Origin of the sequence: Actinomadura sp. NEAU-AAG7, from assembly GCF_018603865.1 — a bacterium.
Taxonomy (GTDB): domain Bacteria; phylum Actinomycetota; class Actinomycetes; order Streptosporangiales; family Streptosporangiaceae; genus Spirillospora; species Spirillospora litoris.
Genome location: NZ_JAHFZY010000007.1, coordinates 395609 through 417346 on the forward strand (window position 1 = coordinate 395609; position 21738 = coordinate 417346).

A 21738-nucleotide genomic window follows, 5' to 3' on the forward strand; every position below is an offset into this window, starting at 1 on the left:
CGGGGAGCGTTTCGGCCGGCGGGGCGGCGGGGTCAGGGAATGATGCACCCGTTGGGGACTTGGTGGTAGAGGCGGCCTTTCAGGTCGGTGTGCACGGCCTTGAGGCTGAAGGTCCTGCCCCGGTACCGGCTTGCCGGCAGGCTTGCGTGCGGTGGGTAGGCCTGTGTTTTGTGGTCGACGCGGTTGCCGTCGATGAGGACGTCGACCTCCCAGGAGCCGGCGTCGGCGCCGGGGTCGTTCATGTAGATGCCCCAGGCGATGGTGTGGCTGGGGCTGGTGCGGACGTGGATGCGGCCGTCGGGGCCGCGGAAGGTGACGTCCCTGCAGGAGGGCGCCCGCAGGGTGGCCGCGGCGCGGGCGTTGATCGCGCCGGTCCTGGCCGCGGGCAGGCCGCGGGGGTCCTGGGGCACGGTCCGGGGAGGGGCCGGGCTCGTGGCCGCCGATGCGGCCGATGCGGCGCCGGTGAGCGCGGTCGAGGCGCCCGCGCAGGCCAGGGTGAGCGCGGCGAGGGCACGCCCGGCAATGCGCCCGGGGGTGCGTGCGTGATCGGTCGTCATGAGGTCGGCCACCCTTCTTCACTAAGAGTCATGGACTAGTTACATTCTGCTCCTTGTCGCTCGTGTTCACACGGCCGCGAGGCAGACCGGCCCCTCGCCCCGGTCTCGGACCTGGGTTGCTGCTCGCGGGCCGCCGCTTGCGGGCCGGTCCCGGCGGCCCGCAGCCGGACACCCAGGGCCGCCCGGCGGCGGGGCAACAAATGCACATCGTGCACATAAGCGTGTCCCGGCCGAGCGCGGCCAGGACGACACCGCCCAGGTCAGGCGCTGCCGAGGAAGGCGACGACGGCCAAATGCACCAAGCACCCCATCGCCGCAGGCGGAACCTGGAACCACTCCCCCGCCCAACGCAGAAGGGCTGCGCAGCCTCCAGGTCGTTCAACAGCCCACTCAGACGCGCACCAAGGGCGTCCAACTGCCGAGCCCGCCGCGTCCACCCGCGCACGAACCAGCTCATCCCGCTGCCCGTCCGCGACCTTCACCAGCCGGCCACCCTAGGGCCTGCAAAATCCGCCGCATCGCCCGCAGCTCGTCCAGGACCTGCGCGTCATCGGGCGCCCTCCGAGACCTCCGACTACGCCACCGCCGAACCGCATGGATCATTGACGCTATGCCGTACCTCGTCTGCGCTCGCTGCGCTCAGGGGCTCACCGCCGAGATCCAGCAGACAGCCGCCTCCCTCCAGGACGTCCCCGGTCAGCCCTACCTCCCACGGGGGGCCTACACGCCCAGCTGGAACGGTGGTTTCGTGGTCAACTGCAACGACGTCACTGGCGCAGTCCACCACCCTGACCCTGCCCGCTCGGCCGGCTGCTGCGGCCCCTCCGGACTTCACGGGCCGAACCTCGTCTGCTCGGGATGCGGACGGGAAGTCGGAACCGAAGAGTCAGACTGCTGGAAACCCCACTTCGTCGTCACACTGCCCGACGCAACCGTCTTGAACCCCCCGTTGCCCGAGACATCGAAGTAGCTCGACCAATACGACACACGGCGCAGAGGGTGCGCCGACGGGTGGGGCAGATTCGCAGAGCTCACACCTCAGGACAAGGTGGGCAGCGGCCACGAGCCCCCTGAGCCGTCCGGGATGTCGAGATGGACGGCCTGCGTGTGCGGGGTGAGGTGCAGGGTGACGCGCCAGCCCTCACACCGGCCACAAGACGGGACAGGCCGTCATCGAGACGACTTGATCGATCGCGCGCCGACGGAGCGGCCCCGGTGGTGTGCGCGCAACCGGCAAAAAGCATGACACAGGGTGTCAGGTTTTTAGGTGAGCATGTTCGCTGGTCGGCGCCGATGGAGGACGCGGACCGAGCCCTACGGATAGACAAGGACCGCACATGCGCGAAACGCAAGAAGATCTCAAGGAGCTACAGGCCCTGCTGGACGCTTCTCTCTCCCGCTCCACCTCGCATCTCCGCTCGATCATCACAACCGAGAGAACACTGACCGCAGAGCAGCTCACCGGGGTCCTCACCGGGATGTGCACCCTGGCGCTGTCCACCGTGACGGCGAAGGGCGAGCCGCGGATCAGCGGGGTGGACGGGCACTTCCTGCACGGCAAGTGGCACTTCGGCACGGCCCGCAAGGCCGCCAAGGCCCGCCATCTGGCCGCCCGCCCCGCCGCCAGCGCCGCGCACATGCGCGGTGAGGACCTGGGCGTGTTCACGCACGGGACGGTGGAGATCCTCAATCCCCCAGGCGGCGAGCAGGCCGCGGACTGGCCGGACCTGCTCGCCTATCTCAAGGACTTCTACGGCGCCGACTTCTTCGACTGGGACAACGACGTGGTCTATTACCGGCTGCATCCGCACTGGATGAGCGTCTTCGCCCCCGATATCGCCAAGCTCACTGCGGTGTCCCGTTCTTGATCAGAGCACGTGCCGCATCGGGAGCGGCTGTGTACTGAAAGACCTGACGAGGCGGTCGCTCAGCGCCATTGGGTGATGAGCCACCGCCGCGTTGTGGCGTGATCGGTTGGTTCGGCAGGGGGAGCCCGTCCGCTCATGCCCTGCCGCGTTGCGAGAGGGTGGACGAAGGTTGACGGCATTCGTACGAGACGTCGCGGGCACGGGGCGCGAGACCATCGAGGTGGTGGGGGCTCGTACCAACAATCTGCGGGATGTGTCGGTGAGTATCCCCAAGGGGCAACTCGTCGCTTTCACCGGAGTGAGCGGTAGCGGCAAGACCTCGCTGGCCATCGACACCCTGCACAACGAGGCCCAACTGCGGTATCTGGAGGGGCTGTCGCCGTTCGTACGGCAGTACATCACCCAGCGCAATCGCCCGAAGGTCGACCGCATCCTGGGACTCGGCGCGACGCTCGCGGTCGACCAGCGCCGCCTGAACCGCAATCCCCGTTCCACGGTCGCGACGATCACCGGCATCGATGGGCACCTGGGACTGCTGTATTCGCGCCTTCCGGGGATCGGCGCGGGATCGGTGGCGGAGAGCGGAGACGGGCATCTCACGACCGCCCACTTCGATCGCAATACGCCGGAAGGAAGCTGTGCGGACTGCCACGGGGTGGGCGGACGCTGGCAGGCGCAAGAGGATCTGGTCATCACCCGCCCGGAGCTTCCGCTCTTCGAGGGGGCTTCACCCTGGTACGCGAAATGGCGGTCGGGGGAGCACGCGTTCGTACCGGCGCTCGCCGAAAAGCGGGGCGTGGACCTCGCCCGGCCGTGGCAGTCGCTGCCTGAGGAGTTCCGCCACTGCGTGCTGCACGGCACGGGTGACGAGAAGATCGAGGCGACCGTCGACATGACGAACAAGAATGAGACGGCGCTGCTGACCTACACCTCAAGTCAGCCGCTGCGGGGCGCGCTCGCCGAGGTGGAGCGGGTGTTCGTGAACGCCCAGACGTCCAGCGCCAAGCAGCGTTACCTGCCATACATGCGCAAGCAGCCCTGCGTCACCTGCGGGGGCAGCGGGTACGACCAGATGGCCAGGTCCGTGTGGATCGGCGGGCTGACGTACCCCGACCTGATCGAGGTGGAAGTACGGGAAGTGCGCAGCTGGGCGAAACGTGTGGCGAATGACCTGGGCGCCCGGCAGCGTGAGGTGGGTGAGCCGCTACTCCAGGACCTGGGCCGCAGACTCGGAATCCTTGACCGGCTCGGCCTGGCCCATCTCCAGCTATCCCGAAGCGCGGCGACGCTGTCCGGGGGTGAGTTGCAGCGGACCCGGCTTGCCGCGCAGCTCAGCACCGAGCTGAGCGGCATCATCTTCGTCCTGGACGAGCCCGGGACCGGGCTGCATCCGGCGGACAAGGCGCACTTGCTCGACATCGCCCTGGAAGTGCGTGCGGCCGGCAACACGGTGCTCCTCGTCGAGCACGACCCTGAACTGATTGCCCGGGCCGACTGGGTGATCGATATGGGGCCCGGCGCGGGGCGCCTGGGCGGTGAGGCTCTGGTGTCGGGTCCTCCGGCCGACGTGGTCGCCCATCCGACGTCGCTGACCGGGCGCTATCTTGCCGGTGAGGGCCCGCGGCTGCGCCGGACCCGCCGCCCCGCCGCGGACGACACCGGCTGGGTGGAGCTGCACGGCCTGCGTGCGCACAATGTGATCGCGGACCTGGTGCGTTTCCCCGCCGGTCGGCTCACCTGCCTGACCGGGGTGAGCGGCAGCGGCAAGAGCAGCCTGCTCGGCGCGCTCGGGACGAGCGCGGAGGCCGCCCTCAACGGAACGGCGACCGACACGGTGCGAAAGGTGACCGGCCTCGCGGGGTTCGGCTGGGTCGCCGTCGTGGATCAAGAACCGCTCGGGCGGACACCGCGGTCCAACCCGGCTACGTACAGCAAGGCATTCGACATTGTCCGCAGGCTGTTCGCCGAGACCGACATGGCGCGCGGGCACGGGGTCAATGCCTCCTGGTTCAGCTTCAACACCGCAGGTGGCGGCCGCTGCGAGACCTGCGCCGGTTATGGCCGCAAGCTGGTCGACATGCACTTTCTGCCGGATGTCTGGGTGGTCTGCGACGCGTGTGAGGGCAGGCGCTACAAGGCGGAGGCCCTGGAGATCAGGTATCAGGGACTGGCCATCGATCAGGTGCTGGAGCTGACCGTCGCCGAGGCCGTGGAGCAGTTCTCCGAGCCCCGGCAGCTCGCGGAGACCCTGGGAGCCTTGAACCAGGTCGGGCTTGGCTATCTCCAACTCGGCCAGAGTGCCACCGAGCTGTCCGGCGGCGAGGCGCAGCGGCTGAAGCTGGCGTCCGCGATCCAGCGCGGCGCGGCGAGCCGCAAGGCCGGGCTCGTCGTTCTCGACGAGCCCGTCTCGGGCCTGCACCCGTCTGACATCCAGCGTGTGGTGGATGCGCTCGACGTGTTGCTCGACTCGGGTAACACCGTCGTCGTGGCCGAACACGATATCCCCGTCGCCGCGTCCGCGGACTGGGTGATCGACCTGGGGCCGGGGGCCGGTCCGGACGGGGGTGCGGTGGTCGCGGAGGGCACTCCGGACACGGTCGCGACGGCGGACACCCCGACGGCCGGTTTCTTCCGGCGGTACGCGGCGGGCCTGCCACTCCTGGAGGTGCGACCGCGGGCGGGGGATGGTGACCGGATGCGGTCCTCATGCGGTCCTGGGAACCATGCCCGTCCCGAGCGACCTGGACCTTAGATTGCTGGGATGGGGCGGTCTCGGGGTGAGCGGGTTGTGGAACTCGCCGCCGAGGGCCGCTTCGAGGAGGCTCTTGCTGAGGCCATCGTGCTGGCCGGGGAGTCTGAGAGTCCGGTGACGCTGGGCCAGGTCGGCTTCCTTCACGAGCAGCTCGGCCAGTGGGCGCAGGCCGAGGAGTGGCTGCGCCGGGCGCTCGCCGGTGATCCGGGCTATGTGACGCGGTATCAGCCGGTGGCCTGGTACTCCCACACTTCGGTGTCGGCGGATCTGCATCACATGCTGGGCCGCGTGCTGCAGCGGCAGGGCGAGGCGCAGGAAGCGCGATTGCACTACCACTTGGCCAAGAGGTCCGATCCGACGGTGGAACTGGACCCGATCTATCGGGACATCATGTCCACGGCCGATCTGGAGAACCATCCCGGCTACGACCGGCCCGACGCGGGGCCTCCCACCGGCGCCGCGGAGTTCGTGGAGTACCTGTTGGGGCTGCGCTCTCCCGAGGAGGTCCGGCGCGCCGCCGCCTCCGCGCCCTTCGATGAGCCGGGGCAGGTGGTCGCGGTCGCCGCCGAGCAGATGCAGCGGCAGGGGCGTTTCCTCATGGCCGCGCAGCTGCGGATCGTCTTGGACGCGATGTTCGCCGATCAGGAAACCGCCCGCCTCAGATGGGAGACGGTCGGGAGCGAGCACGTCCGACGGCTGCTCGATCTCGCGGAGATGCGGCAGGAGGGAACCGTCGGGGCCCAGGAGGCTGACGCGCTCGCCGCCGGGGTCGCCGTCCCGCCCGAGGCCGCCCCGGAGCTGATGGAGCTGGTCTGGCGTTTTGTGAGCAACGACCCCGCGACTGGGCTGGTCATCGCGGGCGTCGCCCGTCCGGCGCTGGCGGCGCTGGGCCGCGACGCCCAGGCCGCCGTGCTGGTCGGACGGGCCCAGTTCGGCGCCGGGCACCTCGGGGCGGCCGCGGCGACGATCGCGGCGGCCGCGGCGGAACTGGCCGACGACGATCCCTGGCTCGGCGAGGCGCTCGCCTCCCTCGCGGCGCTCAACCGACGGCTCGGACGGGACGGGGAGGCAACTCAGGCGGAGCGGCGACTCAAGCGCATCGCCCCCGCGCAGACCGGAGGGAGCGATCCGGACGATCTCCTGGATCACGCCGAGGCCCTGATCGAGGACGGACGCACCGACGAGGCGCTGGCCGTGCTCGGGGAGGTCTCCCTGGCCCCGAGCGGAGCGCCGATGATCCGAAGGTGGGTCCTGACCGGCAATGCGCACGCCGCTCGGGGTGAGCCTGAGCGGGTGGTCGAGGCGTGGCGCACGGCACTGGTCCTGGCCCGGGCCTCCAGCGGGCTCCTCGACCAGTGGCCGATCCTCATGGGACTGGGCCGGGCGAGCCTGGCGACCGGTGACCGGAGTGCGGCCCGGGACTACTTCGAGGCGGCCCTGGAGCAGTCGCGGGACGATTCGGCGGGCGAGCGGGAGGCGGAGGCGCTCCTCCAGCTCGGCCTCCTACAGGTCGAGGAGGACCCCGACGCCGCCATCGCCACGGTCGGCCGCAGCCTGGCCATGTGGCCCGAGGACGCGGGCCCCTCCAAGGAGGAGGAGCCCGCTCGACTCCCCCGGCGGCGGCGATGGCGCAGGCCGCGGCGCTCGCGCTCCACTCGGCACGCGGAGGAGGAGTCCGCGGCGGCGCTGGCGGAGATCGCCCGCGTGGGCGGGCTGCTCCCTCTCGACGAACTGGGGCTCCCGCGGACAGGCCTTGATGCTCTGGAAGCCGGGGCGATCAGGGCCGACATCTTCGACCTGCTCGACGGGATCGACGACCTCCTCGAAAAGATCCTCCCCTCGGGGAAGCGCGCCCACGCCGCTCTGGTGGCGGCGGACCTCGCTGCGCACGTCGGAGACCTGCCGCGCGGCATCGGCCTCGCGCAACGGGCCCTTAAGATCGCGACGGTGAAGGGGAGGCCCGACCTCGAAGCCGAGATGCACGCCCGGGGCACCCTCGGCAGGCTCGTCCGCCTCGACGGGGACTTCGAGACCGCCCGAACACACTTCGAGCGCGGCGTGGCCTGCGCCCGGACTCTTCACGACACCAAAGGCGAAGCCGATCTGCGCGGCCGACTGGCGATCACGCTGCGGTTCCTCGATCTGCCCGACCTGGCCGTCGAGCACTACGCGTTCGCCGTCGAGATGGCCGAGCGCCGCGGAGATGCCGCCACCGCCGCCCTCAACCGGCTCAACATGGCGCAGTCACTGATCCTCCTCGCGCGCCCGGACGCCGCCGCCGATGCGTTGCAACGCGCGGTCCGCGGTTTCGGTGAGCGGGGACTGGAGGATCTGGCCGGGTTCGCGCTGCGGGTGCTCGCGGTCCTGCTGCCCGGCCAGCACCTCGCCGAGGACGTCCGCGCCGCCCTGGAGGGCCTCGGCACCGAGGTCACCTCGGAGTTCGCGAGCAGGGAGTGGACCTTCGAACACCTGCACATTGCCCGGACGCTCACAGGACGGGGCGAGCACCAGGCCGCCAAAGACGCGCTGGAGCAGATGGCGCGGGGCCTGGACAGTGCCGGCGGCGCGGAGATCACCATCCTGGGGTATGTGGAGGCCGCCCGCATCCTGGCCGACGCGGATCCCGAGCATGCCTGGGAGCTGGCCGGGCGGGCGCTGTCCGCCGCGATGAGCCTGACCTCCCAGCCCCGGCTCGTCACCGACTGCCACATGGCGCGCCTCGCGCTCGCGCTCACCCAGGGTTGGGACGAGCGGATCGACCCGCTGCTTCCCCTGCTCCTGGCCGACTGGAGGCTTCTGCGCCGCAAGCTGTCCACCGACGCCGCGCGGATCGCCCTGGCCGACCACATGACGGCGCACCTGCGCCCCGCGGTGGCCCGCCTGCTCCAGCGCGGCCAGCCCGCACGCGCGTTCCAGTTGTGGGAGGCGCTGCAGGCCCCGGCGTTCACCGACCTCCTCCACGCAGTGCGGGAGGTGCCGACCCCGGAGCCGGAGCCGGGCCACGACCTGGAACCCGGACTGCGCGATGCCCTGGCCGACGTCGCCGGTGTCCTGGCCTTGGCCGATATCGGCGACGGGGTCGTGGCCTTCGTGCACCGGCACCCCTACGACGGACCGCCTCTGGCGATGCGGACCGGACTCTCCGCCGAGGACGTGCACGGGCTGGTGAAGGTATTCCGGCGCGAGGTCCACCTCTTCCACGGCCAAGGGGCACGGTCATGGTCGCATCTGGCCCGGCCGCTGCTCGCGGCCGCCGCACCGCACCTGCCCTCCGGCGGCACCCTGATGCTCATGCTGGACGCCGGGTTGCAGGAGCTACCCGTTCATGCCGTCCCGCTCCCGGACGGCGCCACTCTCGTGGACCGCTTCGGCCTGGTGCACGCACCGAACCTGACCGGATTCCCGACCCTGCGCGAACGGGCGGCCGGCGCGGGCGGCCACTGGCCCAGGCTCCTCACGGTCGGCACCGCCTTCCCAGACGAGGCGCGGGCCCTGGCCATCGCCCACGGCGGGATGTGCCTGTCCGGCAACACCCTGCCCAAGGACCAGATCAGCCGGTCGATGGCGAAGGCCGACATCATCCACTTCGCCTGCCACGGCTTCTTCGACCCCGAACGCCCCCTGGATTCGGGGCTCCTGCTGACCACCCGCCCGAGCGCGTCGAGCCGGCACGAGATCCTCTCCCTCAGAGACCTCATCACCTGGCGGTCCACCGCCGCGATGGTCACCTTGAGCGCCTGCGAGACAGGGCTGGGCCGCCCCTCACCCGCCGACCACCTCGGGCTGGCCCGCAGCATCCTGGCGGCAGGCGCGGCGAGCGTCCTGGTCGCCCTCTGGAAGATCGACGACGACGCCACCCAGCGCTTCATGCTCGACTTCTACCGGGAACTGTGGCGCACGGCCGGCGATGGACGCCTGGACCCCGCCGGCGCCCTCAGCCGCACCCAGCGCGCCTGGGCCGCGACGCGTCCGGCCCAGCAATGGGCGGCGTTCCGCCTGATCGGCAGCCCCACCCTGCAGAACGGAAGGGCACCATGAGCAACGAGGAGATCGTCGAACTGGAGCCGATCGACCCAGGTTCCCTCCGCTCCGGCGAGGGCACCCGGGTCTGGGAGACCGTGCGGGGCCGACGCAACCGAATCTCCATCGCCCGCCCCACCCTCCTGGACCCCGCCGAACGCTTGGACGCCGAGACCCGGGCTCGACTCGAACGTCTCCACCCGCCGGGCGCGCACGCACTCTCCGCCCTACTCCTCTCCCTCACCCTTCTCCCCGACTCTGGTTGCCGTTTCCTCTCCGCCGACCTCATCCTCACCGCGCAGGAGACCCCCGAGGAGGCGGTCTTCGCCCATCTGGACCCGGCGGAGCGCTCGTCCACGGTCGAGGTGACCAAGGCGAAAGCGGGCCTCGGCGGCTCGCTCAGCGACCCGCTGGGCGCGGTCGTCGCCGTCGAGATGACGCCCCGGAAGCAGGAGACGCGGCTGACCAGGACGGAGGTGGCCCTGGAGAGCTTCGGCACCGGCACCCCCCAGGCGGGCTGGCGCCTCGCCGTGACCAGTTCCCGCGAGATCCCCCTGACCACCGACGACCTCATGGCCGTCCTCGCACGCCCGCACGCACATCCCGGGACCGTCGGCGTGAACGTCGTCGCCGAGATCGAGATCCGCACCCCCGGCGACCGCTGGCTCACCTGGGCCTTCAAACGCCGCGACCCACCCTCCGCCGCCCGCACCATCACGCTCCAATAGGCGCGACGGCCCAGCGGCCGGTCAGCCGCTCCCATTGCGGGACGCCGGGCTCCCCCGGACGGGGTGAGGAACGCTCAGCACGCCGTCAGCGCTCCGTCCGACGCCTGTCCGCGTGCAGGAACGCGAGCCCGAACCGGCGGCCCATCTCGGCGTCACCGCCTGGAACGCCGCCGGGCGCCGCATCGCATCGACGTGGGCCCCACCCGCCGGCCCGTCCACATCCCCGTACTGGTCCGCCTCACCTTTGAGGGCCTGGTCGACCACCGTCGCGAACTCCACCCGGGAACGGTGCGGGCACGGCGGTGGGACCAGCAGTTCGACCGTCTGCACGGACCCGTAGGCGCGCTTCCACTCCTCCGCGCCCGCGATAGAACGACCGCTCTGCTCCGCCCCGCGTGACGCACACGCCGTCCAGCTCGAACGACCCGTCCGGACCGATGCTGGAGATCGTCCCCTCGCAGACGATCGGACCGCGCCCCGGTGCCGTCCGCGTCACGCGGACGCGATCACCGTTCTGGATACCGAACATGGGCGCTCCTCTCGCAGGTTCGGTTTCGGAAACCAGAGTGGTGGCGGTGGCCCTCCGAGGCCCGTCCCCCGCTGTGCGGGTTCACCCCGGAGGGGCGGCGGCCGCCCGTGTGTACGCGGTACTACGAGGGCCCGGACAGCCTCTACCGCGGAACTGCGGGGAGAAAGGGAACGGTCCGCCGCGCGCTCCGGACGCAAGCGACGCGGCGGACCGTCATCGCCGCCGAAGGCTCACGGCGGCGTCGGGGTCACCGACTTGTGGGCACGCCCCCTTCGAGGTCGCGCCTGGTGGCGACTAGTAGGTGAACCGGATCGTGGCTGCGCCGCCGGGGGTCCATCCGCGGACCTTGACGCCCGCGGCGACGTTGCCCCACGGAACGACGCAGGTTCCGCCGCCCGTGCCGCACTTGTGCCAGTACGCCTTGCCCTTCGAGTCGAACCCGCGGACGTTGAACGCGGTGTTCTGGTTCCCGTACACGTTCCAGCGGAAGGTGACCTTCCGGCCCTTGCTCCCGAAGATGGAGCAGCTGCCCACGCCCGGGCTCCACTGGGCCGGGGTGGTCACGATGTTGCCGCCGCACGAGGAAGCCTGGACGGTCTGGACGGGCTGGGCGGTGGCGGCCTCGCCAGGCACGGAGAGACCTCCGACCACTGCCGGTACAGCGAGCGAAAGGGCGGCGACGCGGCCGAGGGATATTCTCATATGCACACTCCTCTGATCAGAGCGGGAATCGGTCTGGGAACGAGACCGACAGGAAGCCGGCAGGGCGCTCGCCGCACTTCGGCGTGGAACGTTCCTGCCGCGGGCTACGATGCCGCACCCGTCCACCGGCCTCTAGGGCCCTAGGGCCCCATGTGGGGGATGAGCGGAGCCGCCCCCGGCGTCGTCGGGGAGCATAGGAGCGGCCACACATCCGGCACCGGATAGGAGAGCACTGCCACAGCGCCAACCAGACCCCGAGCCCCGCCCTGATCGGCAAAGCCAGGACGCAGCCCGCATAGCGCAGATACATGGCACCGATCTCGGCCGGCCGCCCGACGTAGGTGCTCTCGGGTGGGCTGGCGGCCAGTTCCGCGGCGAGGAGGGACAGGATCTCCATCGCAGTGGGCCCGACCGGATGGGCGTGCTGCGGCGCTTGGTGCACCTGGTCCCCGAAGCCACGCAGCCAGCCACTCGCCGAGCTGCTGGATGCGGTAGACGAACAGATCGACCGCCAGCCGCTGGGTCAGCAGCAGGCCGTTCTGGGGTGCGTGCCGGCCGTCTGTCACTCCTGCGGGGGGGCGTCACCTCCTGGTGGAGGTCTCGGTTCGCAGGCTGCGTCCCCTCGGCACCGGAAGCTCGGTGCGCGGCCTTGTCGAGCGCGGCCGTCCTCAGCTTAGACATCGCGACCGCCCGCGGCATGGTCTTAACGAACATCTCTACCTCTTTAGGGGGTTGCGCCCCCGATGCCGGGGACGCCGTCGACGAGCTCTGCCCGTTGGGTGAGTAGCGCGCCCTGCGCGCGGGAAGGAGGGGCCAAGGTGGTTGAGCGTCTGCGCGCGGCCCCCGTGATGCACCTGACCGCCCCCTTGACCGGGGCCCACACCGCCAGCGAGGCACAGGGCGGCTCCACCTGCTCCGCCGCGGGATGGCCAGGGACCGCTCACCGCCGACAGCAGCATCGTGACATCGCGGTCGCCGACATCGCCGCGCAGCGACGCTAGGGGACCTGCGGCCAGCACCGTCACCGAACCAGGGAAGGCGCCTCGCCGCAGTGACGCCTGATCAGTTGACCAGGCGCCGATACCAGCCCCGGGTTGTGGCCAACGAACATCCTCACGGCCGCTCCGCCGTCATGCGCGCCAGTCCAGGAGAATCACCTCCGCGGAGATCCCGCCGCCGGACGTGATCGACGACCACCCCCAGAACCGCGCCATCTAGCACTTCAGCCCAACACCAGCGCGAACAAGGCATCCCCGTGCGCCAACCCGACGAACTCTACGGCGATCGCCACTCGTGACGCTGCCTCTGCTGAGCCACGACCGACGGCGACCCAAACCGGCCCAACTGCTCCGATCCTGCAACTCCGGTGCGACCGGGCTCATAGCGTTGCCGCGTGAGCACCCCCTCCCACAGCGGCGGTTGGTGCACCACTCCGAGCGGAGGCACTGGGGCCCGCCCCTCTCTGAGGGCGGCCAGGTGAGTGATCCCGGCCGCCGCCTCGCGGCTCATGGTCGGCGGAACTGCTCTACCAGCGCCACGTACCCGCTGGCGCCGTGACCGGCGGTCGCCGCTCGCTCGGCCAATGCCCTGACCAGCCTCGGCACCTCGGCGTTGACGCCGAGCGACTCGCTCTCCTCGACCACGTGCGCCATCGCCGCCAGGTGGGTGTCGACGGTGCCGTCGTCGGCCGGGTAGATGCCGTCGTCGACCTGCGTCGCGTACCCCGGCAACCAGCCGGCCACCATGCCGATCGCCGTCTGTGCGATGGGGAGGTACGCCGAGGCGGACACGCCGGTCGCGCCGAGGATCGCGGCTCCGTTGAGGAAGCCGTTGAGCATGCCCCACATGAGGACGAGCGTGGCCATCTCGTGCGTCGCCGACAGTCCGGGGTCCTCCCCGAAGTGGAGACCCGTGCCGAGACTGCCCAGCGTGGACTCATGGGCCTCGTACAGGGATCGCGGGCCGCTGTAGGCGAGCACGGCCTCGGCGGTGCTGACCGCCTCCGGGACGGCCATGACCCCGCCGTCGAGGTAGCCGCCGCCGCGGCGCGCCACCTCCTCGGCGAGCGCTCTGGCGCGCGAGGGCGTGCCCGAGGTCAGGTTCACCACGACCCGACCGTCGAGCGGCCCGTCGAGGACGTCCGCCGCGGCGTCGTAGTCCGACACGCAGACCACCACGAGCGGGGCCGCCGCGATCGCGGCCGCCGGAGACCCGGCGAGCGTCGCGCCCCGGGCCACGAGGTCGTCGGCTTTGGCCGTCGTGCGGTTCCACACTGTGGTCGGGTGTCCCGCGCGCAGGAACGCCCCGGCGAGGGCGCCGCCCATCAGTCCGAGGCCCAGAACCGTGACGGGTGCGTCGGTGTGCATCATGTCCCCCTTTGATGACCAATGGCACAATCGTCAAGGTTCACACCGGTATGAAGGTCAAGGGAGTGCGCGTGCTGATCGGGGAGCTGAGTCGGCGGACCGGGGTCAACCCGCACCAACTGCGGTACTACGAGGCGCAGGGCCTGCTCGTGCCCGACCGCGGCGACAACGGCTACCGCGAGTACGGCGACGACACCGTGCTGACCGTGGCCCAGATCAGAAGACTGCTCGAAGCCGGGCTGTCGACCCAGGAGATCGGGTACCTCCAACCGTGCGTCACCGGCCCGGCCCCCGACCTGAAGCCCTGCCCGGAGACCCTGGACCTGCTACGGGCGCGCATCGCCGGACTGGACGAGCAGATCGACACGCTCGTCCAGTCTCGCCGGACGCTGCGGGAGTACCTCACGGCCACAGAAAGGCGGATGGCCGACTAGCCGACCCGGAGCAGTCAGAAGACAACCGAAAAGACCTCCGACCCCGCCGGCGCATCACCCCAGGCCAGGCCACCGAATCCCGCCCCTGGCGAACGACACGGAACCCCCTACCGAGCGCCCAGCTTCGCGGCTCGGCGTGGCTCCGGAAGGGCTGCACCATCCAGGACCAGGGCACAGCAAGCGCGACGCCCCACGGAGTGAGCCGACCCCAGAGCGTTCTCCCGGCCGGAGCGATCGAGGGGGAGGCGGTCAGACTGCGAGACCGAGCCAGCAGCCCACGCCGATCGGTGCCATAGAGATCGGCGTTGGACCAGAACAGCGGGGACAGGTGCCGACGCCGGAGGACCCCGAGGACGATTAGTCCGGCCCAGCGCCACCAGACCGAGAAGGCCCTCCGCGTCGCCATGGACCGCCTGCTGCGCCAGGTCATCCCCCGGGGCGCCTGCGACATCTCGACGCCGGAGATCTCCCGAGCCACACTCTTCCGCAACCACGCACACTGAAAGCCAGTGGACTTACGCTCTCACTCCGGAATGGTCACGGACGTGTGTCGTGCAGGCGCCACGGTGCGCGAGGAGCGGTCGAGACGTCCACCGCGACGGCGCACGTGGTAGGCGGCGGTCAGCGCGAGCAGGATCAGGCCCCATGCGGCGATCGGGGTGATGGCGGTCTTGGCCAGCGCCTCCCACCAGATGTTCTCGTACGGGGCTCCCTCGACCACTCCGAACCAGGTGAGTCCCATCATCACCGTCACCAAGGTCATCACCAGCCCCCCGACCGTGGCGGGGACGATCACCAGCATCGGCGGGACGCGCCTGGCGCCAACGATCGGGACCCAGGAGGGAGAAACCTCGCCCCACCGGCTGACCAGGCCGATCGCCGCCAGCGCGGCGACCTCGGTCAGGATGCTGAGCCCGAAGACGTACGGGATGGAGATCGCCAGACCGGGCATGTGCCTCTCGCCGACCTGCCCCATCTCGAAGTGGAACGCGAACGGCAGCCGCCACAGGCACGACGGCAGCAACAGCAACGGCAGCACGTAGGCCAGCCGCACCGCCCAGCGAGGGGCCGGCCGTTCGGTGTCACTGATGGCCGGAACCTTGATCGTCATGCGCTCAGGTCGTCTCACCTGAGAGGACCGAAGATCGCCCGCGATAGTGAACCGGCTCCCCCTAACGGGGGAACCGGCTCCGTCACGCTCAATGCCATTCCAGCGGGTTCAGGCGGCGATGCCGAGATCGGATGTGCAGCAGAAGATCGCCGCCGCCGCGCCGTCGCACCGGCCCCGCTCGCGTGGACCAACCACCCTAACGGACTGGACGGTCAATGGCAGTTGCCTCCCCGATGACACGGGGGCACTCGGAGCTTAGCCGCGTTCACCTGCGTTGTTTGATGGCGCCCACCATGAACGTCCCATCCAGGATGGCTGGGGGTAAAAGGCGATGCTGGTGATCTGTTCGACCAGCGCGGACACACGCGCGATCCTGGTGATGGTTCCAGAGCTCCTGCCACACCGTGTCCTCCAGGTCGTCCAAGCTTTGCGTGCGCATTCCGACCTCTCGCATCGCCTGGTTGATCCGGTCCGGATCGTTGCCCCCAGCGGCGGCCCAGCGAATGTGGCGTGAAGCCGGTGATCGCTTCACCGTCGACCGCGTATACGAAGCCGTCCTCGGCATAGTCGTGACGAGAGACCGCCACCATCTCGCATCCCCTGGAGAGCGAGGGAAAGTATTTGTACAGGACGGCGTCCCGGCCCAGGAGCTCAACGGCCATGCTCCAGGCAGCGATCTGACGCGCTCCCACGTACCCGCTACCGGAGCCGCCCCGGGTCTTCATGGTGAAGTCCCCGACGCCTCCCCCAATTCCTCGAAGGACATCTCCCCAACAGCCGCCCGCTCCGAGCCGAACCGGCCCAGGAACCTCCGCAGGCACAACGAGGTGCGGCGGGTGGCCCCCAGCAGTTCCGGAAAACGTGGAGCGCCTCACGACCACCATCCCTGTCTTCGAAGCAATCGCGCTATGAGGACAAGAATGGTGGCCGCCTCATGAGGAGCGTGGACCTAGGGTCGGTCCCGCTCGCCGTGACCGGTGGGACTCACTGCGCGGGTGCCAGCACCGGGCTGTTGTGGTAGGCGGCGATCAGCCATCGGCCATCCCGCTTCTCCATGACCCAGGTCGCGTTCACCTTGCGCGCGTCCTCGGGAATTTCGGGGTCGCCGGGGAATCGGATGGCGGCCTGGCTGATGACGATCGCGGCGTCCCTCCCGGCGAAGCGGATGCTGAGCTGCTTGTTGTAGGTCGAGCTGCCCTTCAGCGGCCCCGCGAAGCCCAGGGCCATGTTCTGACGGATCACCTCACGGCTGTCGCGGAGCGAGCCGGGCATGATGGCGGTCGCGTCCGCGGTGTAGTCGACGACCATGCCCTCGGCATCGCCGGCGGCCCAGGCCTCATAGGAATCGGCCAGCACGGCCTGGATCGCGGCCTCGTCCTCCACACGACTATTCGACATCGGAATGCTCCTTTGTGATCGGCTCGTCCGGGGGTTCCAGCGAGCTCGTCAGTACATACCGGCGGCGAGGCCCGAACTCATCGCGCCGGCAGCCAGAGCGTCACGACGCCCAGCGCGAGGCGTTCGTCTGATCTGCGTTAGAGGAGTGTGGAAGGCCGTTGCGGCCTGATCGGGGGGCTGCTGCGGCGCCGCTGAACGAGGGCCTGGGGCGACGCGTCCGAGCGGGCATGGGCGGCAAAGCAGCGGAACGGCGGCCGGTGCGGCTGGTGCCGGTGTGGGTGGCGCTGGCGGGCACCTTCACCGTCGCCGTGGCGGTGGCCGCGTGCGCGTTGTGGCTGGGCCTGGGCCTGCTGGACGTGCACGGGATCAAGCGCGAGCGGCAGCTTGATTCCAAGGTGCGACCGCTTCACCGCCGCCGTCGCCCAACTCGGCGCCCCTCCCCCGCCGTCCGACTGGGCGGGGTGCACGCCCTGGCCGGCGACGCCCCCTCCCGCCAACCCCGCCAGACATGCATCGACGTGCTGTGCGCCTACCGCCTCCTTCCAAGGGGCCCGGTTCAAGGGCGGGGCGATCACTTTCGCGCTTTCCCGGTTCGAGGGCGCCGCCATCGACTTCTGACGACCCAGGGGTCTGCCGGACGACATGGCCGATCACCTGTCGTAGAACAATCGGATTTGAGGTTGCCAAGCGGGTCGGGATCGTCTTCGGACGCGAACCGGCCCGAGAGGAGGATCGGCCCGGAATTTGGCGGTGGCGAGGGTGCGGGCGGGGGCGCGGCTTAGAGGCTGCCGGTAGGAGGGACAGCGGGGCCGGATGCGGCGCTCGGAGGAGCGTGTTCTGAGCGCCGCATCCGGTTTCTCGGTGCCAGAGCAGCGGCCTTCAGGCCGTCTCGGTCACCGCGCGCCGCCGGCTTGCCATGACTGCGCCGCCGGTCCCTTGGTCATGTCGGTGAAGTAGCTGTCGTGGTGGACGAAGAAGGCGAGCCGTTCCTCGTCGCTCATGCCGGCGAGATGGCCGACTCCTTCGAAGTAGCCTTCCCGGGCCGCGCCGGGGGTGAACAGCATCAGGAAGTCGACCGGCTCGCCGGACTGGTTGCCGAAGGAGTGCAGGCCGCCCGGCGGCACGTGGAAGAAGTCACCCGCTGACGCGTCGAACCATCGTCGGCCGTCGTAGACCCGCAGGGTGCCCGTCACGACGTAGAACGATTCGGTCACCGTTTTGTGGAAGTGGGTGCTCGTGCCGGCGGCCTCCGGGCCCATGCGGACCCGGTAGAGGCCGAATTCTCCGCCGGTCGATGCCTTGGTGGCAAGATAGTCGGTCCGCCCGCCGGAAGGTGTGGTGAGGTCGGCGGGGGTCTCGGCGGAGCGGAAACGTGCGCTGATCTCACCGTGGTCTCGGTTATAGCGAGTGGGCGGGTAGTCGCTGTCCAGCCAGGACAATGTCATCTCCTTGCATTCAGGGTCGATCGTGCGAGGCAGGCCCCAGGCGTGGCCAGGGGGTGCGCAGGTGTTGAGGAAGACCTCCGGGCCGGGCAGCCGGTTCGTAGGTGGCAGCGGCGCGTTCGGCGAGCTTGCCGAACATCCCCCGCACGCCTGGTAAGTGCCGCGCCAGGGCACCGCCTCCGACTGCCGGGAGACGACGTCGGGGGTTGAGTGACTCGATGAACCGGTCGAGGTCGCTGTCAGTGAGTGCCTGGTGGACGGCTCGTACCGCCTCCATGTTGCGGGACATGGGCGCCTTCTCTCATATCTCTTCCTGGTAAGATACCAATAAGAGACTAGCAAGAGGGGCGCGGGATGAGTGACGCGGTGGACGCGGTGATGGACGCTTGGCGCCGGGAGCGTCCCGATGTGGACGTCTGGCCGGTCGGGGTTGTGGGCCGAGTCCAACGGCTGGCCCGGCTGCTGGAGGCTGAGCTCCAGGGCTTCTTCCGCCGGTACGGCCTGGATATCAGCGAGGCCGACGTCCTGACCACGCTCCGGCGTTCGGGCGAACCCTACGACCTGACCCCCGGCCAGCTCGTCAAGGCGTCCATGGTCACCTCGGGCGCCATCACCAAGCGCATCGACCGCATGGTGGCCAAGGACCTCGTCGAGCGGGTCCCCGACGCCGTCGACCGCCGTACGGTGCGGATCCGGCTCACCCCTCACGGCCGCCAGACCATTGATGACCTGTTCGCCCTGCACATCGCCAACGAAACACGCCTACTCCAGGCCCTCGACCGCGACCAGGCGGACGGCCTCGCCGACGCGCTGCGCATCTTGCTGCGGTCGCTCGGCGACACCTCCCTCACCTGAGAATGAGCAGGTTCGTACTGGGGGGGTGGACAGCAGGAGCCGACTTCGTCGATGTCAATGGGCGAAGTCGCTTGCACGCTTGTCGGTGTCGGCGCGCCCCGGATCGATCCGGGGTGGCGGCCGCGGTTGGGCGGCATCGGGGATCTGCTGCCACAGGTCGGCTCGGGAGGCAGCGATCATGAGATGGTGGCGTGCCCTCGATAACGATCACGGAGGTTCCCGATGCGCGCATTGATCCACGATCCGGACGCACCCCAGGGCCTTCGGCTCGGCGAGGTCGCCGACCCTCGGCCGGAGCCGGGGCAGGCGGTGGTCGAGGTCCGCGCGGTGTCGTTGAACTTCGGCGAGGTCGCCGACCTGGCCCAGCGCACCGAACCGGGTGGCGTCTCGGGCTGGGACGCGGCGGGCGTCGTCGTCGAGGCGGCGGCGGACGGCTCGGGCCCGGAGGCCGGAAGGCGCGTTGTCACCTGGGGCCCGGCCGGCGCCTGGGCGCGGTTGCGCGCGGTGGACACCGCCAAGCTCGTGACGGTGCCTGACACCGTCGACCTCGGCGTCGCGAGTGCGCTGCCGGTGGCCGGAGTGTCCGCCCTTCAGGCGTTGCGCGGTCTCGGCCCGGTCATCGGCCGGCGGATTCTGGTCACCGGCGCGTCCGGCGGTGTCGGCCGGTACGCGGTCCAGCTCGGCGCCCTGGCGGGGGCCCACGTCGTCGCCGCCGTGGGCAGCCCGGAGCGCGGAGCCGGGTTGACCGAGCTGGGCGCCGCCGAGGTCGTCGTGGGGCTCGACAACGTGACAGAGCCGGTCTTCGGAGTACTGGAGAACGTCGGCGGCGCCCTGCTGGCCCAGGCGTACGGGCTGCTGGCCGACGGCGGCATCGTCCAGTCCATCGGGCACGCGTCCGGCGGGTCGACCACGATCGACTTCGAGGCCGCCCGGCACCTGGGCAGCGGGCTGCGCATCGAGGCGTACCGGCTCGACTGGGCGTTCGCCCCGGACCTCGCCTATCTCCTCCGGCTGCTGGACCAGGGGCGGCTCGACCCGCAGATCGGCTGGCGCGGCTCCTGGGACCGGGCGGCCGAGGCGGCGGCGGCACTTCTGGAGCGCCGGATCCGCGGCAAGGCCGTGCTCGACGTCACGTGACCGGTTCGATGCCGGTACACCGCAATGCAGGTCTTCAACATTTCCCTCATGACGTACTGAAGGTGAGAGGCCGTCGGCTTCAAGGTCCGGAGGGCACCGGCGTCATCCCGCCGCTGTGCACGCGCTTGCCGTCCGCATAGCGCCAGCGCCGAATTCGGGCGTCGGCACAGCGGACTCCGGGCAGCCTCGGCAGGCCCTGATGCGGTCTCGGCGGGCTAGGGCCGCTCGACCGGGGGCATGAGGGGCGGGCCGTCGGCCTCGCCCGCCGTGACGACCTTGCGGAGCAGGCCGGCGAGCTGCTCGCGCTCGTCGCCGGTCAGCGGCGCGAGCAGCTCGTGCTCGGCGGCGGCCTGGTCCCCGATGGCGCCCTCCCACGCGGCGTGGCCCTTGTCGGTGAGCGCGACCAGGAGGCGCCGCCGGTCGGACGGGTCGTGCACGCGGGCGAGATGCCCCGACCCCTCCAGCCGGTCGAGCCTGCTGGTGAGGGTGGCGGGGTGGGTGTTCAGCGCCCGGGCGAGCCAGGTGGGCGTGGCGCGGTAGGGCGGCCCGGTGGAGCGGAGCCGCCACAGGATGTCGTACTCCCAGCCCTTGAGGCGGCGTGCGCCGAGCGCGGCCTCACGGCGGCGTCGCAGCAGCGCCACCAGCACCTGCATCCGGGTTATCGCGCCCTCGACCTCGGGGTCGAGGTCCGGCAGTTCCCGGGACCAGTGGGCGATGTGCCGGTCGATCGAGTCCTCCACGCGAAACATACTATCCTCTCAGATAGTATGTTTTCGTAATAACTGAGAGCGAGGGATGCCCATGCCCCTGTGGCCCTCCGACTTCGCCGGTCGGATCGACGAACGCACCATCGACAGCCGGCTGCTGCGCGGCAACCCCTTGGGCGACCCGCACCGCAGGCCGGTGTGGGTGTACACACCCCCCGGCTACGACGACGAACCCGAGCGCCGCTACCCGTCCGTCTACATGCTGCTCGGGTTCACCGGCAGGCTCTCGGCCTGGAGCAACGAGCCCGGCGCCTTCCGGACGTCGGTGCCGGTCGCCACCGACGCGCTGTTCGCCCGCGGCGAGGCGCCGCCGATGATCCTGGTGTTCGTGGACGCGTGGACGACCTACGGCGGCAGCCAGTACGTCGACTCCCCCGGAACCGGCCGCTACCACTCCTACCTGTGCGAAGAGGTCGTCCCCTGGGTCGACGCCCGCTACCGGACGCTCGCCGACCGCGACCACCGGGCCATCGCCGGCAAGTCCAGCGGCGGGCTCGGCGCCATGGTCACCTCGATGCTGCGCCCCGACCTGTTCGGCGCGTTCGCCACCCACTCGGGGGACGCCCTGTCCGAGGCGCAGTACATCCCGCACTTCCTGCGGGCCGCACGCGACCTGCGCGCCTACGGCGGTGACATCTTCTCCTGGTGGCAGGACTTCCGCTCCCGCGTCGCCTTCACCAAGCAGGAGGATCCGCGGCTGCTGGAGATCCTGGCGGTGTCGGCGTGCTTCTCCCCCGACGCCGACGGCACGCCGCTGCTGCCGTTCGACCCCGTCACCGGGGCGCTGCGGCCCGAGGTGTGGGAGCGCTGGCTGCGCTGGGACCCCGTCCGGATGGCGCCCGCGCACGCCGAGGCGCTGCGGTCCATGCGCGCGATCTGGATCGACGCGGGCACCCGCGACGAATGGTTCCTCGACCTCGGCGCGTCGGCCTTCCGCGAAGCGATAGCGCGGGCGGGCGTGCCTGAGGAGACCGTCAGGTTCGAGCTTTTCGAGGCCGGCCACGTCGGCATCGAGTACCGCCACCCCCAGGCCCTCGCCTGGCTGGCCCACCGCCTCACGCCCTGAGAGCGC

Annotated in this window: 15 protein-coding genes; 8 read left to right on the forward strand and 7 right to left on the reverse strand. The window is 70.4% G+C overall.

Features of this window, described 5'->3' with window-relative positions; genetic code table 11:
• Positions 1 to 32 precede the first annotated feature (32 nt).
• A complete protein-coding gene (locus KLI87_RS31210) occupies positions 33 to 557 on the reverse strand; it encodes a hypothetical protein (protein ID WP_214619918.1) in 525 nt (174 codons plus the stop codon).
• A gap of 1337 nt (positions 558 to 1894) precedes the next feature.
• Here KLI87_RS31210 and KLI87_RS31215 point away from each other — a divergent pair.
• The 4 genes from KLI87_RS31215 to KLI87_RS31230 all read left to right on the forward strand — a co-directional run bounded on the left by KLI87_RS31215 (position 1895) and on the right by KLI87_RS31230 (position 9925).
• Positions 1895 to 2425 (forward strand): pyridoxamine 5'-phosphate oxidase family protein, encoded by a 531-nt coding sequence (locus KLI87_RS31215; protein WP_214619919.1) that lies wholly within the window; start codon positions 1895 to 1897, stop codon positions 2423 to 2425.
• Between the two features lie 169 nt (positions 2426 to 2594).
• A complete protein-coding gene (locus tag KLI87_RS31220; RefSeq protein ID WP_250904427.1) occupies positions 2595 to 5177 on the forward strand; it encodes an excinuclease ABC subunit UvrA in 2583 nt (860 codons plus the stop codon).
• A 9-nt stretch (positions 5178 to 5186) separates the two neighbouring features.
• Positions 5187 to 9215 (forward strand): CHAT domain-containing tetratricopeptide repeat protein, encoded by a 4029-nt coding sequence (locus tag KLI87_RS31225; RefSeq protein WP_214619920.1) that lies wholly within the window; start codon positions 5187 to 5189, stop codon positions 9213 to 9215.
• Positions 9212 to 9925, forward strand: coding sequence for a hypothetical protein (locus KLI87_RS31230; protein ID WP_214619921.1), 714 nt, complete (start codon positions 9212 to 9214; stop codon positions 9923 to 9925). The genes KLI87_RS31225 and KLI87_RS31230 overlap by 4 nt, the downstream gene beginning before the upstream one ends.
• Before the next feature lie 823 nt (positions 9926 to 10748).
• Here the strand turns inward: KLI87_RS31230 and KLI87_RS31235 are convergent.
• Together KLI87_RS31235 and KLI87_RS31240 are read right to left on the reverse strand one after the other, a co-directional pair.
• Complete coding sequence (locus tag KLI87_RS31235; protein ID WP_214619922.1) at positions 10749 to 11087, reverse strand: hypothetical protein; 339 nt, start codon at positions 11085 to 11087, stop codon at positions 10749 to 10751.
• A gap of 1574 nt (positions 11088 to 12661) precedes the next feature.
• A complete protein-coding gene (locus KLI87_RS31240) occupies positions 12662 to 13525 on the reverse strand; it encodes an NAD(P)-dependent oxidoreductase (RefSeq protein WP_250904428.1) in 864 nt (287 codons plus the stop codon).
• Between the two features lie 11 nt (positions 13526 to 13536).
• On the opposite strand from KLI87_RS31240, the gene KLI87_RS31245 reads away from it, so the two are divergent.
• The gene (locus tag KLI87_RS31245; RefSeq protein ID WP_246250225.1) at positions 13537 to 13956 is read left to right on the forward strand and encodes a MerR family transcriptional regulator; all 420 of its coding nucleotides are present in this window, start codon (positions 13537 to 13539) and stop codon (positions 13954 to 13956) included.
• A gap of 523 nt (positions 13957 to 14479) precedes the next feature.
• Here KLI87_RS31245 and KLI87_RS31250 read toward each other — a convergent pair.
• From KLI87_RS31250 to KLI87_RS31260, 3 genes are all read right to left on the reverse strand, one after another.
• Positions 14480 to 15067: a hypothetical protein gene (locus KLI87_RS31250; RefSeq protein WP_214619923.1), complete on the reverse strand. Its 588-nt coding sequence runs from the start codon at positions 15065 to 15067 to the stop codon at positions 14480 to 14482.
• A 984-nt stretch (positions 15068 to 16051) separates the two neighbouring features.
• A complete protein-coding gene (locus tag KLI87_RS31255; RefSeq protein WP_214619924.1) occupies positions 16052 to 16450 on the reverse strand; it encodes an SgcJ/EcaC family oxidoreductase in 399 nt (132 codons plus the stop codon).
• A gap of 908 nt (positions 16451 to 17358) precedes the next feature.
• Complete coding sequence (locus tag KLI87_RS31260) at positions 17359 to 17904, reverse strand: cupin domain-containing protein (RefSeq protein ID WP_214619925.1); 546 nt, start codon at positions 17902 to 17904, stop codon at positions 17359 to 17361.
• 357 nt (positions 17905 to 18261) lie between these two features.
• Between KLI87_RS31260 and KLI87_RS31265 the strand changes: the two genes are divergently transcribed.
• Together KLI87_RS31265 and KLI87_RS31270 are read left to right on the forward strand one after the other, a co-directional pair.
• A complete protein-coding gene (locus KLI87_RS31265; RefSeq protein WP_214619926.1) occupies positions 18262 to 18762 on the forward strand; it encodes a MarR family winged helix-turn-helix transcriptional regulator in 501 nt (166 codons plus the stop codon).
• Positions 18763 to 18984: 222 nt separating this feature from the next.
• Positions 18985 to 19899 carry a zinc-binding dehydrogenase gene (locus KLI87_RS31270; protein WP_214619927.1) on the forward strand — a complete coding sequence of 305 codons (915 nt, stop codon included), beginning with the start codon at positions 18985 to 18987 and terminating at the stop codon, positions 19897 to 19899.
• A gap of 215 nt (positions 19900 to 20114) precedes the next feature.
• Here the strand turns inward: KLI87_RS31270 and KLI87_RS31275 are convergent, their stop codons facing one another.
• Positions 20115 to 20639 carry a MarR family winged helix-turn-helix transcriptional regulator gene (locus KLI87_RS31275; RefSeq protein ID WP_214619928.1) on the reverse strand — a complete coding sequence of 175 codons (525 nt, stop codon included), beginning with the start codon at positions 20637 to 20639 and terminating at the stop codon, positions 20115 to 20117.
• A 61-nt stretch (positions 20640 to 20700) separates the two neighbouring features.
• Here KLI87_RS31275 and KLI87_RS31280 point away from each other — a divergent pair, with 61 nt between their 5' ends.
• Positions 20701 to 21732, forward strand: coding sequence for an esterase family protein (locus KLI87_RS31280; RefSeq protein ID WP_214619929.1), 1032 nt, complete (start codon positions 20701 to 20703; stop codon positions 21730 to 21732).
• Positions 21733 to 21738: the final 6 nt, after the last annotated feature.

What these genes read in the sequence shown, in the direction of transcription:
- KLI87_RS31210 (WP_214619918.1), bottom strand. Translation starts at nt 557, where the DNA reads ATGACGACCGATCACGCACGCACCCCCGGGCGCATTGCCGGGCGTGCC.
- KLI87_RS31215 (WP_214619919.1), top strand. Translation starts at nt 1,895, where the DNA reads ATGCGCGAAACGCAAGAAGATCTCAAGGAGCTACAGGCCCTGCTGGAC.
- KLI87_RS31225 (WP_214619920.1), top strand. Translation starts at nt 5,187, where the DNA reads ATGGGGCGGTCTCGGGGTGAGCGGGTTGTGGAACTCGCCGCCGAGGGC.
- KLI87_RS31230 (WP_214619921.1), top strand. Translation starts at nt 9,212, where the DNA reads ATGAGCAACGAGGAGATCGTCGAACTGGAGCCGATCGACCCAGGTTCC.
- KLI87_RS31240 (WP_250904428.1), bottom strand. Translation starts at nt 13,525, where the DNA reads ATGATGCACACCGACGCACCCGTCACGGTTCTGGGCCTCGGACTGATG.
- KLI87_RS31245 (WP_246250225.1), top strand. Translation starts at nt 13,537, where the DNA reads ATGACCAATGGCACAATCGTCAAGGTTCACACCGGTATGAAGGTCAAG.
- KLI87_RS31250 (WP_214619923.1), bottom strand. Translation starts at nt 15,067, where the DNA reads ATGACGATCAAGGTTCCGGCCATCAGTGACACCGAACGGCCGGCCCCT.
- KLI87_RS31265 (WP_214619926.1), top strand. Translation starts at nt 18,262, where the DNA reads ATGAGTGACGCGGTGGACGCGGTGATGGACGCTTGGCGCCGGGAGCGT.
- KLI87_RS31270 (WP_214619927.1), top strand. Translation starts at nt 18,985, where the DNA reads ATGCGCGCATTGATCCACGATCCGGACGCACCCCAGGGCCTTCGGCTC.
- KLI87_RS31280 (WP_214619929.1), top strand. Translation starts at nt 20,701, where the DNA reads ATGCCCCTGTGGCCCTCCGACTTCGCCGGTCGGATCGACGAACGCACC.